This window comes from Dyella sp., assembly GCF_036746095.1.
Lineage (GTDB): Bacteria > Pseudomonadota > Gammaproteobacteria > Xanthomonadales > Rhodanobacteraceae > Dyella_B.
In genome coordinates this window covers 22,189-37,675 of record NZ_DAIOEU010000048.1, presented here as the reverse complement: position 1 = coordinate 37,675, position 15,487 = coordinate 22,189, and the positions used below count along the sequence as shown (strand labels likewise).

14 protein-coding genes and 1 riboswitch are annotated in these 15,487 nt (G+C 63.5%); of the genes, 13 read left to right on the top strand and 1 reads right to left on the bottom strand.

Annotation, left to right across the window (positions count from 1 at the left end):
• A partial coding sequence (locus V7M64_RS16920; RefSeq protein ID WP_333680686.1) for an AAA family ATPase occupies positions 1 to 539 on the top strand: 539 nt, incomplete at its 5' end.
• A gap of 99 nt (positions 540 to 638) precedes the next feature.
• Here V7M64_RS16920 and V7M64_RS16915 read toward each other — a convergent pair.
• Positions 639 to 3,140, bottom strand: coding sequence for a TonB-dependent receptor (locus V7M64_RS16915; protein WP_333680685.1), 2,502 nt, complete (start codon positions 3,138 to 3,140; stop codon positions 639 to 641).
• Positions 3,141 to 3,414: 274 nt separating this feature from the next.
• Positions 3,415 to 3,630: riboswitch (cobalamin riboswitch) on the top strand.
• Positions 3,631 to 3,753: 123 nt separating this feature from the next.
• Between V7M64_RS16915 and cobO the strand changes: the two genes are divergently transcribed.
• From cobO to V7M64_RS16855, 12 genes are all read left to right on the top strand, one after another.
• On the top strand, positions 3,754 to 4,356 hold the full coding sequence (gene cobO, locus V7M64_RS16910; RefSeq protein WP_333680700.1) for a cob(I)yrinic acid a,c-diamide adenosyltransferase: 603 nt from the start codon (positions 3,754 to 3,756) through the stop codon (positions 4,354 to 4,356).
• Positions 4,357 to 4,358: 2 nt separating this feature from the next.
• Entirely contained in the window at positions 4,359 to 5,645 is a 1,287-nt protein-coding gene (locus V7M64_RS16905; protein WP_333680698.1) for a cobyrinate a,c-diamide synthase, read from the top strand.
• Positions 5,646 to 5,778: 133 nt separating this feature from the next.
• The gene (gene cbiB, locus V7M64_RS16900) at positions 5,779 to 6,699 is read left to right on the top strand and encodes an adenosylcobinamide-phosphate synthase CbiB (RefSeq protein ID WP_333680684.1); all 921 of its coding nucleotides are present in this window, start codon (positions 5,779 to 5,781) and stop codon (positions 6,697 to 6,699) included.
• Positions 6,692 to 7,675, top strand: a complete 984-nt coding sequence (gene cobD, locus V7M64_RS16895; RefSeq protein ID WP_333680683.1) for a threonine-phosphate decarboxylase CobD — start codon at positions 6,692 to 6,694, stop codon at positions 7,673 to 7,675. Before cbiB ends, cobD begins: the two co-directional genes overlap by 8 nt.
• The gene (locus V7M64_RS16890) at positions 7,672 to 9,129 is read left to right on the top strand and encodes a cobyric acid synthase (protein ID WP_333680681.1); all 1,458 of its coding nucleotides are present in this window, start codon (positions 7,672 to 7,674) and stop codon (positions 9,127 to 9,129) included. Before cobD ends, V7M64_RS16890 begins: the two co-directional genes overlap by 4 nt.
• A 190-nt stretch (positions 9,130 to 9,319) precedes the next feature.
• Positions 9,320 to 9,841, top strand: a complete 522-nt coding sequence (gene cobU / locus V7M64_RS16885) for a bifunctional adenosylcobinamide kinase/adenosylcobinamide-phosphate guanylyltransferase (RefSeq protein WP_333680680.1) — start codon at positions 9,320 to 9,322, stop codon at positions 9,839 to 9,841.
• Positions 9,838 to 10,887 carry a nicotinate-nucleotide--dimethylbenzimidazole phosphoribosyltransferase gene (gene cobT / locus V7M64_RS16880; RefSeq protein ID WP_333680679.1) on the top strand — a complete coding sequence of 350 codons (1,050 nt, stop codon included), beginning with the start codon at positions 9,838 to 9,840 and terminating at the stop codon, positions 10,885 to 10,887. The genes cobU and cobT overlap by 4 nt, the downstream gene beginning before the upstream one ends.
• On the top strand, positions 10,877 to 11,428 hold the full coding sequence (locus tag V7M64_RS16875) for a histidine phosphatase family protein (RefSeq protein ID WP_333680677.1): 552 nt from the start codon (positions 10,877 to 10,879) through the stop codon (positions 11,426 to 11,428). The genes cobT and V7M64_RS16875 overlap by 11 nt, the downstream gene beginning before the upstream one ends.
• Complete coding sequence (locus V7M64_RS16870; protein ID WP_333680696.1) at positions 11,425 to 12,150, top strand: adenosylcobinamide-GDP ribazoletransferase; 726 nt, start codon at positions 11,425 to 11,427, stop codon at positions 12,148 to 12,150. Before V7M64_RS16875 ends, V7M64_RS16870 begins: the two co-directional genes overlap by 4 nt.
• A 252-nt stretch (positions 12,151 to 12,402) precedes the next feature.
• On the top strand, positions 12,403 to 12,717 hold the full coding sequence (locus V7M64_RS16865; RefSeq protein WP_333680676.1) for a zinc ribbon domain-containing protein: 315 nt from the start codon (positions 12,403 to 12,405) through the stop codon (positions 12,715 to 12,717).
• Positions 12,718 to 12,959: 242 nt separating this feature from the next.
• The gene (aspS, locus tag V7M64_RS16860; protein ID WP_333680675.1) at positions 12,960 to 14,732 is read left to right on the top strand and encodes an aspartate--tRNA ligase; all 1,773 of its coding nucleotides are present in this window, start codon (positions 12,960 to 12,962) and stop codon (positions 14,730 to 14,732) included.
• Between the two features lie 60 nt (positions 14,733 to 14,792).
• Positions 14,793 to 15,443, top strand: coding sequence for an alpha/beta hydrolase (locus V7M64_RS16855; RefSeq protein WP_333680693.1), 651 nt, complete (start codon positions 14,793 to 14,795; stop codon positions 15,441 to 15,443).
• Positions 15,444 to 15,487 lie beyond the last annotated feature (44 nt).

The window sequence follows — 15,487 nt, the reverse complement described above, 5'->3', positions numbered from 1 at the left end:
ACCCGGATGTGTTCAACGTGCTGCTGCAGGTGCTGGACGATGGCCGCCTGACCGACGGCCAGGGCCGCACCGTGGATTTCCGCAACACGGTGATCGTGATGACTTCCAACCTCGGCTCGCAGTCGATCCAGGAAAATGCGGGCGATACAGAAGCCGATTATCTGCAGATGAAAGCCGCCGTGCTTGGCGTGGTGCAGGCGCACTTCCGTCCGGAATTCATCAATCGCCTGGACGAGTTGGTGGTGTTCCGTCCGCTGGAGAAAAAGCAGATCCGCAAGATCGCCCTCATCCAGCTCACCTACCTGGAAAAGCGTCTGGCCGAACGCCAGCTCAAGCTGGAAATCGACGACAAGGCGCTGGACCTGCTCGGCAACGTCGGTTTCGATCCGGTGTACGGCGCGCGGCCGCTCAAGCGTGCGATCCAGCAACAGCTGGAAAATCCGCTGGCCAAGGAAATACTTGAAGGACGTTTCGTAGCCGGCGATACGATTGCAGTAGGTGCGCAAGGCGGACATCTGGTCTTCCACAAACACGCGTAACGCTTTCCCTGCCGCGGAAGGCATAAAAAAATCCCGGCTGTTGGGCCGGGATTTTCCATGCATGCAGCGCATGTAGTGCTTGGCAGTGGGCTTGTTGGGTCACCAGTGATAGATCACTTTGGTGTAATAGTAGCGCCCATTGAAGCCGGCGGGTGAAAAATTTGAATACGGGATCGTGCCGTTCACGTTGTTCGCCGCGATGGTCTTGTCCGGATAGCTGTTGGTGGCGTTGTTGACGCCCAGCGTAAACGTCCAATCATCGAGGTTGTAGCTGCCGGCCAGATCGAGCACCCATTGCGGGCTGTAGGTCTGGTTGAGCAGGTACGAACTGTTGCTGTACGAGGTGAAGTTGCCATAGCGGGTGAGGTTGCCGTTGAACGCCCAGTGGCCCAGCGTGTAGTTCTCGTTGAGGATCAACTTGCTGCGCGGCGTGGAGTCGGCCAGCAATCCCTTGATGTCGCGATTGGTCACGCGTTGCAGTTGCAGGCCCAGCGCATCCAGCTGTCCAGGGTTGGGTGCAACGTGGGTAACTCGCGTGCGGTTGTAGTTGTAGCTGAGCGTGCTGTCCAGCACACCGCCGCCCAGGTTGGCGCGGTAGCTGCCGACCAGGTCGCCGCCCTGCGTGCGTGTATTCACCGCGTTGGTGAAGTACTGCGCCGAGCTGTAGGCCACGTTGCTGATGCCATTGGCGGCCAGATAGTCCACCACGATCGGCCGGTTCAGGCCGCTCAGCGTGCTTGAAAGCACGATGCGGTTGTAGATGTTGATCTGGTACAGATCGAACGTCAGCGTCAGCGGATCGATCGGGTTGAACACCGCACCCACGGTGTAGTTATGCGAACGCTCCGGCCGCAACGCCTGCGCGCCAAGCAATTGCGCCACGGGGTTGCTCACCGGCAACAGGCCGGTCTGATAGATGCCCGGCGCAATGCCGGGGCCGGCGCTGCTCGGCGTGAGATAGGCCGAACCGATCTGCGAATAGTCTTCCTGGGCCAGCGAGGGCGCGCGGAAGCCGCTCGACACACTGGCGCGCAATGCAAAGCGATCGGTGAAGTCGTAACGGCTGGCCAGCGCGCCGGACACGGTGTTGCCGAAGTCGTTGTAATCCTCGTGCCGCACCGCGAACGAAGTGCCGAGCTTGTCGGTAAGGTTGGTTTCCAGGCTGACGTATTGCGCGACGTCGCTGCGGCTCCACGAACCCACGTTCACCGGGCTGTAGCCACCGAAGCCTTGTGCCCCGCCCGTCACCCCCGAGGTGCCTACGTAATAGGAAGCTGGGTCGCCCGCTTTAATTTCGTAGGTATTGCGCTGGTATTCGCCACCGAACGCCACCGTGACCGGATTGGGCAGCCAGCCGAGGTTGAAGTCCTTGGCGATGTCCACGTCCACCAATTGCTGCGCGGTGGAGACGATGCCGTCGAAGAAGGTGGTCGGCGTGTAGCCGACGTCGTGCAGGAAGGCGTAATTGGCAGTGTGGATGGTATCGAGCGATACGCGGTTGCCGCCGTAGTTGGCGCTTACATCCCAGCGCCAGCCACCGCTGGTGGTGCCGCGCAGGCCGGCGACGAATTGCTGATCGGTGCTGCGCGATTCCAGCAGCGGCTGGTAGCCGTCCGGATAGAGCGCATTGAGTTGCGCCTTGATCGAAGCAGGGTAGCCGAACGCATTGCGGTACAGCTCATCCGAAATGCCGTTGCGGAAGTGGTAGCTGCCGAAGGCGTAGAACTGGATGTTGTGGGTGATGTCGTATTGCGAGTTGAAGAACAGGTTGTGCTCGCTGACGGTGGGATCACCGAACACCTGCTTCTCGCCCAGCTGCGGATAGCGGATGTCGGCACCGCCATGATTGGTCGGGTCCTGGTGTCCGTCATCCAGGGTAAAGCGCAGCCAGCCCTTGTCGCCGTTCAACGGGATACCGAAATTGACCGAACCTTGCCACTGCTTGCCGCCACCGCGCTGGTAACGGCCACCGTCCAGTTCGACCGAGCCGCCTTGCGCGCCATGCTTCAGGATGATGTTGATCACGCCCGCGATGGCATCGGAGCCGTACTGCGCGGACGCGCCATCGCGCAGCACTTCGATATGGTCGATCGCCGACAACGGAATGGTGTTGAGATCCACCGGCGCCGAACCGCGGCCGATGGTGCCGTCCACGTTCACCATCGAACCGCTGTGCCAGCGCTTGCCGTCGACCAGCACCAGCACTTCGTCCGGCGCGAGGCCGCGCAAAGTGGCGGGGCGCTGCGAATCGGTCGCATCGGTGGCGGCAGGGCGGGGGAAGTTCAGCGATGGGATCAGCCGCGCCAGCGCCGTGGAAAGCTCGGTGGTGCCGGTGCCTTGCAAGGCCGAAGCCGGCACTACGTCGATCGGCGACAGCGAACTGCTGTCGGTGCGGTTCTGCGCGCGCGTGCCGGTGACGATCACGGCTTGCAGGTTTTTCGGGTTGCCGGCGGAAGATGCGCTGGCTTGCGTGGTGTCCTGCGCCGCCGCCGCGGAGGCCAACGCAAACAGGATGGAAGCAGCAAGCAGCAGGGTCGCGTTCTTGGCAGAGCCATTCTGCTGAGACCTGGCCTGATATGGCCGGTTGTTGTCATTAGTCATTGCGGATGATTCCCCTAAGCATGGTCGTTGCTGCGAAGCAGCAAATTGCAGGTTAATGACAAGGTTGCCGAGCAGCAACCGATCATTGGGCGTCTAAAAGTCCAAATGGAAATATCCATCCCGGACGTGCATTTATCCGTATCTCGACGGCCGTTCTCCCAGGCCAAGCATCGTTACGGCATCGTGTAGACGGCGTATAGCGAGCCTTCAACGCGTGAGCCGCATCTCAGCCATGCGCCCCCCAGCCTCCCTATGCACGCCGGGTGCCCCGCTCTAAGATGCTGCGGCCTGAGGTGACTGCCGGGCCTTGCCGGCAGTTGAAACGGGAATCCGGTGCGCTGCCTGCGCGGCCATGCCGGAGCTGCCCCCGCAACGGTAGGCGAGCAACGCGATTCGCATATAGCCACTGTGCTTGCACGGGAAGGCGCGGATCGGAAGGGTGTCCCTTCGCTCGCAAGCCCGGAGACCGGCCACAGGTTGAAACCGTACAGGCGGAGGGCCATGTCGGGCCGCTGCGTCAGTACCGGTACCGTCGTCTTCCTCCTTATTAATGATGCTTGGCCGTGCGCCAGGAGTGGAGGAAGTCATGAGCGATCAATCACCACGCGACACGATGACGCCGGAAGAGCGCTATCGCGAACGCATGCAGCGCAAGAAAGAACTGGTCGATCGCAAGATCGCGCGCGCCACCATCGATCGCGGCGTGCTGGTGGTGAACACCGGCAACGGCAAGGGCAAGAGTTCGTCCGGTTTCGGCATGCTGGCGCGCTCGCTGGGGCATGGCTTCAAGTGCGGCGTGGTGCAGTTCATCAAGGGCACCTTTTCAACCGGCGAGGAAGCATTCTTTCGCCACTTCGCCGGCGACCAGCTCGACTACCACGTGATGGGCGAAGGCTTTACCTGGGAAACACAGGACAAGGCGCGCGACATCGCCGCAGCACAAGCGGCGTGGAAGATCGCCGCGGACATGCTGGCCGACCCCGCGTACGACTTCGTGCTGCTGGATGAACTCAACATCGCCTTGGTGAAACAATACGTGCAGCTCGAGCAGGTACTTGAAGCAGTAACCGCACGCCCGCCGCGGCAACATGTGGTTATCACCGGGCGCGGCGCGCCAGACGGCTTGATCGCGGTAGCCGATACAGTGACCGAGATGCGCGTGGTCAAACACGCCTTCGACGCAGGCATCAAGGCGCAGCAAGGCATCGAACTGTGAGCGTGCGCCATTGCCCGGCCTTGCTGGTTTCCGCACCTGCCTCGGGGCAGGGCAAAACCTCGGTCACTTCCGCGCTCGCGCGCTGGCATGCGCAACAAGGCCGGCGTGTGCGCGTGTTCAAGACCGGGCCGGATTTTCTCGATCCGATGGTGCTGGCGCGGGCTGCGGGCACGCCGGCCTATCAACTCGATCTATGGATGTGCGGCGAAGCGGACGTGCGCAGGCGCCTGTTCGATGCTGCGGCCGATGCCGACCTGATCCTGGTGGAAGGCGTGATGGGCCTGTTCGATGGCGCCCCTAGCAGTGCCGATCTTGCCCAGCAATTGGGCTTGCCGGTGCTGGCGGTGATCGACGGCTCGGCGATGGCGCAAACCTTCGGCGCGCTCGCTTGCGGCCTGGCGACGTATCGCGAAGGGCTGTCCATGTATGGTGTTGCGGCCAATCGCATCGGCAGCGCCTATCATGCGCAATTGTTGCGAGACAGCCTGCCATCCTCGTTGCATTGGTTGGGTGCGTTGCCGCGCGAGGAGCAACTCGCACTGCCCGAGCGTCATCTTGGCTTGATTGCTGCCACTGAACTGGCGGATATCGATGCGCGACTGGATGCCCTGGCTGCTGCATGGGCCCAGCATGCGGCAACTGCCTTGCCGCCGCCCGTGACCTTCGAAGCAGCCGGCGCGGAAAGCATTCCGCCGCTGCTGCAAGGCACGCGCATTGCGGTGGCACGCGATGATGCGTTTTGCTTTATCTATCCGGCCAACCTGGACCTGCTGCGTGGCGCCGGGGCGGAACTGCGTTTCTTCTCGCCGGTGGCCGGCGATGCCTTGCCGGATTGCGATGCCGTGTGGCTGCCGGGCGGCTATCCGGAACTGCACCTGCAAGCCTTGTCGCAGCGGCACGATCTGCATGCCGCCTTGCGTGCGCATCGCGATGCCGGCAAGCCAATGCTGGCCGAATGCGGCGGTTTGTTGTTTGCGCTCGATGCGTTGGCGGACAAGCAAGGCCATTCGGCTGGCATGGCCGGCCTGATGCGTGGACATGCGACGATGCAACCACGGCTGGCCGCGTTGGGGCTGCAAGGCACAGCCCTGCCCGAAGGCGAATTGCGCGGGCATACCTTCCACTATGCGCAGGCGTCAGTCGACGTGCAGCCGCTCGCGCATGCTTTCAATCCGAATCAAGGGCCGTGCAAGGAGGCGGTTTATCGCGATCGGCGGTTGACCGCCAGCTTCGTGCACTTCTACTTTCCTTCGAACGCGCCGGCGGCGTTGCGGTTGTTCTTGCCATGAACACACCGGGCGATGCACGTCCCGTACGCTGCGGCAGGAGCGGATCGTCATGCCGGCGAAGGCCCGAATCCATCCCCGCTACGAGCATGGATTCCGGCCTTCGCCGGAATGACAAAAAGCATGGTGCGAAGTCATGAGTACGGCCTTGGCCATGCTCGCCGCCATCTTGCTGGATCGCCTGCTGGGCGAGCCGCGCCGCGCGCATCCGCTGGTGATCTTCGGTCGCATGGCGGCCTGGATCGAACGGCGCCTACATGCAGACCGGCGTGCGAACGGCTTGCTCGCCTGGTCGTTGGCAGTGCTGCCCTGCGTCGTGTTATTGGCACTCATCCAGCGTTGTGTGCCAGCGTGGCTTGCCTGGTGCATAGCCGTGATCGTGTTGTACGCCGCGCTGGGCCTGCGCAGCCTTGGCGAGCATGCGCAACCGGTAGCGCATGCGTTGGCAGCGGGCAAATTGGACGAAGCACGCAACGCGGTCGGGCGCATGGTCAGCCGCAATACAGCGCCATTGAATGCTGGACAGGTTGCTGCAGCGGCTACCGAATCCGTATTGGAAAACGGCAACGATGCCGTATTCGGCGCTCTGTTCTGGTTCGCCGTCCTGGGTGCGCCTGGCGCGCTGCTTTATCGCCTGGTCAACACGCTGGATGCCATGTGGGGCTATCGCACGCCGCGCTATGTGCGTTTCGGCTGGGCGGCGGCGCGTATCGACGATGTGCTCAATTTCATGCCGGCGCGGCTGACGGCTTGCACCTATGCCTTGTGCGGACACTTCGAGGTGGCGCTGCGTTGTTGGCGTACACAGGCTCCGCAATGGGATAGCCCCAATGCCGGTCCCGTCATGGCGGCAGGTGCGGGTGCATTGGGGGTGAAGCTTGGCGGTGCAGCACCGTATGACGGTGTGTGGGAGGCGCGTCCCGAACTCGGCGAAGGCGCCGTGCCCGATGCCGATGCCATCCATCGCGCATTGCAGTTGCTGCAGCGTGGCGTGGTGCTGTGGCTTGCTGTCGCGCTGTTGCTGGGAATAACGATGCAAGGAGTCTTGCATGCTTGAGCATGGTGGCCGCTTGCGGCGTGCGGCGCGGGAATATGGCATTCCACTGGAAAACTGGCTGGATCTGTCGACCGGCATCAGTCCATTTGGGTGGCCGGTGCCGGATATTCCGTCTTCTGCATGGCGGCGCTTGCCCGAGGACGATGATGGTTTGGTGGAAGCGGCGTGCGCGTATTACGCAGCGCCGCAGCTGTTGCCGGTGGCCGGTTCGCAGGCCGCCATTCAAGCATTGCCGTTGCTGCGGCCGGCATCGCGAGTCGGCATCATGGCGCCGGGTTACGCCGAGCATGCGCATGCATGGCGGCGGGCTGGCCATCAGGTGACGATGGAATCCGCAGATGCGTTGCTGGCAAACCTCGGCGCCTGGGACGCATTGGTGCTGATCCATCCCAACAACCCGGGCGGCGAGCGCTTCGATCCTGCACGGCTGTTGCAGGTTCACGCCGAACTGGCCGCGCGCGATGGCTGGCTCGTTGTCGACGAAGCTTTCATGGATGTCACGCCACAGGAAAGCCTGTGCCGCTATACGGCTCGCGAAGGGCTGGTGGTGCTGCGTTCGGTTGGCAAGTTTTTCGGTATGGCTGGCGCGCGCGCCGGTTTCGCATGTGCAGCGCCGGCCTTGCTTGCGGCCTTGCAGGAACAATTGGGGCCATGGACCTTGAGCGGGCCCGCGCGCCACGTATTGCGGCGTGCGTTGGCGGATCGCGCATGGCATGTGCAGGCACGTGTACGCCTGCTGGAAACGAGTGAACGTCTGCGCGCATTGCTCGCGCAACATGGCTGGACGCCTGCCGCTGGCTGCGGCCTGTTCCAATGGTGCCGTGGCGATGACGCGCCGCGGATTCATCGTGCGCTCGCAGCGCGCGGCATTTTCACCCGCCTGTTCGACGCGCCACCTAGCCTGCGCTTCGGATTGCCACCGGACGAGACCGCCTTCGCGCGTCTCGATCAGGCACTGGCGGAGCTGCTGCCATGACCGCGCGCGTGCTGATGGTCCAAGGCTGTACGTCCGATGCCGGCAAGAGCACGCTGGTGACGGCGCTGTGCCGATGGGCGACTCGGCGCGGTTTGCGGGTTGCGCCATTCAAGCCGCAGAACATGGCCTTGAATTCAGCGGTAACCGTGGACGGCGGCGAGATCGGGCGCGCGCAAGCGGTGCAGGCGCAGGCGTGCGGGCTGGAGCCGAGCATCGATTTCAATCCCATCCTGCTGAAGCCGAACAGCGACGTGGGTGCGCAAGTGATCGTGCACGGTCATCCGGTGGGCAACATGGATGCGCGCGATTATCACGATTACAAACGCCGTGCGTCCGACGCCGTCATGGCCTCGCATGCGCGCCTGGTCGATGCCTACGATGCCGTGATCGTCGAAGGCGCGGGCAGCCCCGCCGAAATCAATCTGCGCGATCGCGATATCGCCAACATGGGTTACGCAGAGGCCGTGGATTGCCCGGTGATCCTGGTCGCCGATATCGACCGCGGCGGGGTATTCGCCCATCTCGTCGGCACGCTGGCCTTGCTATCACCAAGCGAACGCGCACGCGTGGTCGGCTTCGTGATCAATCGTTTTCGCGGCGACCTGGCGTTGTTGCAACCGGGACTGGATTGGCTGGAACGCGAAACCGGCAAGCCGGTGCTGGGCGTGCTGCCGTATCTGCATGGCCTGCATTTGGAAGCGGAAGATGCATTGCCGCGCGAGCGCATGACTAAATCGGTGGCAGCATTGCGCGTGGCCGTGCCGGCGTTGCCGCGCATCAGCAATCACACGGACTTCGATGCATTGCGTGCGCATCCCGATGTCGATCTGCATTTCGTCGGACCGGGCAAAGCGATCCCGGCGTGCGATCTGATCATTCTGCCGGGCTCCAAATCCACGCGCGCCGATCTGGCCTGGCTGCGTGCGCAGGCCTGGGATGTGGCGCTGGCGCGGCATTTGCGTTATGGCGGCAAGGTGCTTGGTATTTGCGGTGGTTTGCAGATGCTGGGGCGCGCCGTGCACGACCCGCTGGGTATCGAAGGCGAGGCCGGCTCCAGCGCAGGGCTGGGCTGGCTGGAGCTGGAAACCACGCTGGAACCGCACAAGCAGCTGCATCGCGTGCATGGCAGGCTGGCCTTCGCCGAGGCCAGCGTGCAGGGCTATGAAATCCACTGCGGCATCAGCCGGGGCGCGGCCCTGGCAAACCCGTTCGCGCGCCTGGATGATGGCCGCTGCGATGGCGCGCTATCGACGGATGGCCAGGTGATGGGCAGCTACCTGCATGGTTTGTTCGATGATCCACAGACATTATCCGCCGTGCTGCAGTGGGCGGGGCTGCACGATGCTTCCGCGGTAGATGTGCGTGCGTTGCGCGAAGCGAGTATCGAGCGCTTGGCCGATGCGGTTGAAGCGCATTTGAATGGTGAGTATTTGCAGCAATGGTTGGAGAGATGATGCCCGCCTCATTCCCGTCGCCCCGGCGAAGGCCGGGGCCTAGTGCCTTGGCTTGCCCAGACGCCCCCTCTTCGTCATTCCAGCGAAAGCTAGAATCCAGTGCCTTGCCGCCTCAAAGTCGCAGGATTCCAGCTTTCGCTGGAATGACGGGCAAGAGTTTCCGGCAAGATATCCCCTATAGGTATCCCCTATGCGTAGCCTGATCCTAGGGGGCGCCCGTTCCGGCAAAAGCGCGTTGGCGGAACGGTTGGCAATCGATAGCAAGCGCGAAGTGGTCTACATTGCCACCGCGCAAGCGGGTGACGCAGAAATGGCATCGCGTATCGCGCATCATCGCGCACGCCGGCCACAACAATGGTTGTGCGTGGAGGAACCGATCCAGCTTGCCGACGCGCTGCGGGAACATGCGCGCGGGCATCGTTGCATCCTGGTCGATTGCCTCACGCTATGGCTCAGCAACTTGCTTGGCGATGCCGATGAACATGCTTTCGAGCGGGAGCGCATCCGTCTTCTGGATGCGTTACCTGAATTGCCGGGCGACTTGCTGATGGTCAGCAACGAAGTCGGCCTGGGCATTGTGCCGTTGGGTGAATTGACGCGCCGTTTCGTCGACGAAGCCGGGCGCCTGCATCAAGCCATTGCCACGGTCAGCGAACGCGTCGTGTTCGTTGCCGCTGGTTTACCTCTCGCCCTCAAAGGAACTTTGCCATGAGTCTTGAATGGCTTTCTTCACCTTGCATCCAGCCCGATGCCGCATCCGCTGAAGCGGCGCGCGCGCATCAGCTGCAACTGACCAAGCCGCCGGGCTCGCTCGGCATACTGGAAGCCGCAGCGATCCAGCTGGCTTCACTGCAGCGCTCGCTGCAGCCGGCGGTGGATCGCGTGTGGATCAGCGTGTTTGCGGCCGATCATGGCGTGGCGGCGGAAGGCGTTTCGGCCTTCCCGCAAGTCGTGACCGGCGAGATGGTGCGCAACTTCGCCACGGGTGGCGCGGCCATCAGCGTGCTGGCGCGCAACCTGGATGCGCAATTGGATGTGGTGAACCTGGGTACGGTGAACGATCCGGGCGACATTCCTGGCGTGCGTCGCGCAATCATCGCGCCGTCCACGGCGAATTTCTGCCTTGAGCCGGCGATGAGCGATGCGCAATTGGCCGCCGCGCTTGCCGCCGGTGCGGATAGCGTGCGCGAGGCGCAAAAGGCTGCAACCCAATTGTTTATTGGCGGGGAGATGGGCATCGCCAACACCACTTCCGCGGCGGCGCTGGCGAGTGCGTTGCTGGATGAACCGCCGTCCACTCTTGCGGGGGCTGGTACCGGTCTTAATGCCGCGGGTATCCAGCACAAGGTGACCGTGCTCGAACGTGCCTTGGCGCGGCATGCCGCCGCCAACACCGCGCTGGAGCAATTGCGTTGCCTGGGCGGTTTTGAAATCGCGGCGCTGGTGGGCGCCTATGTGGCCGCGGCGCAGGCAGGCATCCCGGTGTTGGTGGATGGCTTTATCAGTACGGCGGCGGCGTTGACGGCGGTGATGATTCAGCCGGGTGTGCATCCATGGCTGTTGTTCTCCCATCGTTCGAAAGAGCACGGTCATGCGAAGTTGCTATCGGCTTTGCAAGCCGAGCCGCTGATCGACCTGGGACTCCGCCTGGGCGAGGCGAGTGGCGCGGCGATCGCCGTGCCGCTGCTGCGCCTTGCCTGCGCCTTGCACAACGGCATGGCTACGTTCGAACAAGCCGGTGTGTCCAATGTCGATTGAGTTGCTGCGCCATGGCGATACCGCACAACGCAGTTATCGCGGCCAGCTGGATGACGCCTTGAGCGAGCTGGGCTGGTCGCAGTTGCGTGCAGCGGTGCAAGGACACGAGTGGGATGGCATCGTTTCCTCATCGTTGCAACGCTGCGCGGCGTTTGCGCGGGAGTTGTCGCAGGCGCGCGGCCTGCCGCTGCGCATCGATACGCGGCTTGTGGAATATCACTTCGGTGCATGGCAGGGCGTGCCGATCGAGCGCATTGCGGAAGAGCAGGGCGATGCATTGGCGCGCTTCTGGGCCGATCCGGTCAACCATCCGCCGCCGGGCGCGGAAACTTTTGCATCGTTTCGTGACCGCTTGTGCACCGCGCTTGATGACGTCGCTTCGGAATCCGGTGGGCGACGCATCCTGGTAGTCACGCACGGCGGGGCGATTCGCTTGCTGCGTTGCCGGGCCGAGCAGCGCGGTTATGGCGATATGGCCGGCATCGAGGTACCGCACGCGTCGCTGCATCTTTTGCCTTGGCCAGTCGCGGTATCGGCCTGATGCGCGCCTTGCTGCTGGCCATCGGTTTCCTGACGCGCTTGCCGGTGCCGGCGCATGCATACGGCGATCCGGGTGCGAAAGCGGCGTCGCTGGCCTGGTATCCGCTGGTCGGCGTGCTGATCGGTCTGCTGCTTGGCGTTCTGGCCTGGCTGTTGCGTGACACGCCGACGCTGCTGTCGTCCGCCTTGCTGGTGACGGCCTGGGTGGCATTGACCGGCGCCTTGCATCTGGATGGCCTGGCCGATAGTGCGGATGCCTGGATCGGTGGCATGGGCGATCGCGAAAAGACGCTCGCGATCATGAAAGATCCCCGTTGCGGTCCTGCCGGCGTGGTGGCCCTGGGGTTGGCGCTGCTGTTGAAGTACGCCGCGCTGGCAAGCCTGGGGTCGGCACCCTGGGCCGCCTTGTTGCTGGCGCCGGTGTTGGCGCGTGCTGGCCTGACTGCGTTGTTTCTCACCACACCTTATGTACGCAGCGGCGGGCTGGGCACGGCGCTGAGCGATGCGCCGCGCCGGGCCTGTGGCATGGCGCTGATGCTCACGGCGCTGGGTTGCGTACTGTTTGGCGGGCGCGGCTTGCTGGCGCTTTTGCTCGCCGCGGCAGTCTTCGGCCTGTGGCGGCAGGCTTGCCTCAACCGGCTCGGTGGCTGCACCGGCGATACGGCCGGCGCGCTGGCCGAAATGATGGAAGTAGCGGTGCTGGTCGGTTTGGCCGTACGCTGAGCGGTGCCAGTTCGGTTGAAATTGGCGCTTCCGTCCCGATAATCACCCGCGGCCATCGGCCCCGATGGTGCCAGGAGCCTGTCGGGCTTTGGTGGTCGGGCTGTAATTTTGTCTACGCGGTCCATATTTCCGTCGATTCGTCGACCCATAGAACCACTATGAGTCGGCGAATCGCCGAAAATCTGTCCTCGCGTAGCCGAATTTTCGCCTCGACCACCAAAGCCCGACAGGCTCCCTAGCGGAGCCTTTCCTATGCCTATCTACGAATTCCAATGCAACGCCTGCGGGCACCGTTTCGACCGCCTGCAAAAACTCTCCGATCCTGATCCGTCCACCTGCCCTAGCTGCGGTGCCGAACAGGTGCAGCGCCAGCTGAGCGCGCCGCAGTTCCGTCTCGCCGGCGGCGGCTGGTACGAGACAGACTTCAAGAAGGATGGCGACAAGAAACGCAATCTGGCCGGGGATGCTGCGGCCAGCACGAGCGCGTCCTCGGAAACGAGCGCCAGTCCGTCGCCAGCACCTGCACCGACTCCCGCTCCAGCACCAACTTCTACATCGACGACTTGACGTAACCCCCCACGGCCGTCATTCCCGCGAAAGCGGGAATCCATGTTGCTCTGATGCCACAGAAAAAATGGATTCCCGCGCTCGCGGGAATGACGGCCTTGAGGAGTCGGTTTGTCGCAAGAGCGCCCCTCACTCCAGCCCTCTTCCCGGAGGGGCGAGGGAGTAAAGACGGCGACAATGCTAAGATTCCGGGCCTTTTCCACGCCAGATTCGCCGCCCTCGCGGCCCGGAGCATCAAGCGCATGCGCACGCATTACTGCGGCCTCATCAACGAGTCGCTGGTCGGCCAGACCGTCATCCTGTGCGGCTGGGTCAATACCCTTCGCCTGCAGAGCCACGTGGCTTTCGTCGATCTGCGCGACCATGAGGGCATCGCCCAGGTCGTGATCGAGCGCGAAAATGCCGAGGCGTTCGCGGTGGCCGGCGAGCTGGGCTACGAATACTGCGTGAAGGTGACCGGCAGCATCCGCAAGCGCCTGTCCGCCAACGACAAGCTCAAGACCGGCACGGTCGAGCTGCTGGCGGAGAGGGTGGAAATTCTCAACGCCGCGAAGGATCTGCCGTTCGCGTTGCACGAGAACCCCAACGAGGACATGCGGATGACCTACCGCTACCTCGACCTGCGCCGTCCCGAAATGCAGCAGATGATGCGCACGCGCATCAAGCTGGTGCAGTCGCTGCGTCGCTACCTGGATGCGCGCGGTTTCCAGGATATGGAAACGCCGATCCTTACCAAGGCGACGCCGGAAGGCGCGCGCGATTACCTAGTGCCCAGCCGCGTGCATCCGGGCCAGTTCTACGCGCTGCCGCAGTCGCCGCAGCTGTTCAAGCAGATCCTGATGATGGCCGGCTTCGACCGCTACTATCAGATCGCCCGCTGCTTCCGCGACGAAGACCTGCGCGCCGACCGCCAGCCGGAATTCACCCAGCTCGACATGGAATTCGCCTTCGTCCAAGAGCAGGACGTGCAGGATTTCGTCGAGGCGATGATCCGCCACGTGTTCAAGGAAGTAGTGGGCGTGGAACTGGCTGCATCGTTCCCGCGCATGACCTGGGAAGAGGCGATGCGCCGCTACGGTTCCGACAAGCCCGACTTGCGCATTGCGCTGGAACTGGTCGACGTGGCCGACGTGCTCAAGCAGGTGGAATTCAAGGTATTTGCCGAACCCGCCAACGATCCGGCCGGCCGCGTAGCTGCGCTGCGTTTGCCGGGCGGCGCCACGCTCAGCCGCAAGGAAATCGACCAGCTCACCGAATACGTCGCCAAGTACGGCGCGAAGGGTCTGGCGTGGATCAAGGTGGAGGACCTCGCCAAGGGTCGCGAAGGCGTGAATTCGCCGGTGGCGAAGTTCCTCGACGATGCCGCGCTCGACGCCGTGCTCAAGGCCACCGGCGCGCAATCGGGCGACATGGTGTTCCTCGGCGCCGGCAAATGGAAAACCGTCACCGACTTCATGGGGGCGCTGCGCCTGAAGGCGGCCAAGGATCGCGGCCTGGTGGAAAAAAGCTGGAAACCGCTGTGGGTCACCGACTTCCCGATGTTCGAATACGACGACGAGGAAAAGCGCTTCGTCGCCCTGCATCATCCGTTCACGGCGCCGAAGGTCGACGACATTGCCGATCTGCGCTCGAATGCGGGTACCGCGGTGAGCCGCGGCTACGACATGGTGCTCAACGGCAACGAGATCGGCGGTGGTTCGATCCGTATCCATCGTCCGGACATGCAGAGCGCGGTATTCGAGTTGCTCGGCATCGGCGCGGAAGAAGCCGAGATGAAGTTCGGCTTCCTGCTCAAGGCGCTGAAGTTCGGCGCGCCGCCGCATGGTGGTATCGCCTTCGGTATCGACCGCGTGGCGGCGCTGATGGCGGGTACCGAATCGATTCGCGATGTAATTGCCTTCCCCAAGACCACCAGCGCGCAGGATCTGATGACCGACGCGCCGTCGATCGTCAGCGATGCGCAGCTCAAAGAGCTGCACGTTGCGGTAGCCGTCGCGGAAAACACCAACAGCTGATCAGGACATGCCATGCACCGGCATGGCATGCTGACGGTCGTTTCGTCGCTGTCCAATCTCATGACCGAACACGTCATCCTGCTGCACGGCCTGTGGATGCGCGGCTTCGCGCTGGGCATGCTGCATCGCCGCCTGATGGAGGAGGGGTTTCGCGTCCATCGCTTCGACTACATGAGTGTGGCGGCAACGCAGGAGCACATCCTGCGCCGCCTGCACGGGAACATGCTCGATTACGCCCCCGGCCCGGTGCACCTGGTCGGTCACAGTCTGGGTGGCCTGCTCGCGTTGCGGGCCTGCCTGGAAGAGAGTGATCTGCCGCCTGGACGCATCGTCTGTCTTGGCTCGCCACTGAAGGGCAGCGCCGCCGCGCGTGCCTTCGCCCGCCTGTGGCGCGGAGGCGAGGTGTTGCTCGGTCATAACCGCGCGCTGCTGGAACTGGGGCTGGAGGCCTGGAAAGGGCCGCGCGAGGTGGGCGTGATTGCCGGCTGCATGCCGATCGGCCTGGGTGCCATGCTCAGTCCGATCGCCGGCGAGCACGACGGCACGGTGGCGGTGGAAGAGACCCGGGTGCCGGGCCTGACCGGGCATTGTGTGGTGGAAACCAGCCATACGGGGCTGCTGTTCTCGGCGGAGGTGGCGCGGTTGACGGCTGATTTCTTGCGCGAAGGCCGCTTTGGCTCCCTCCCCCCTCCGGGGAGAGGGTTGGGGTGAGGGGCGCTCTTGCACGATACCTCGCAAGAGAGCCGGTGAAGAAA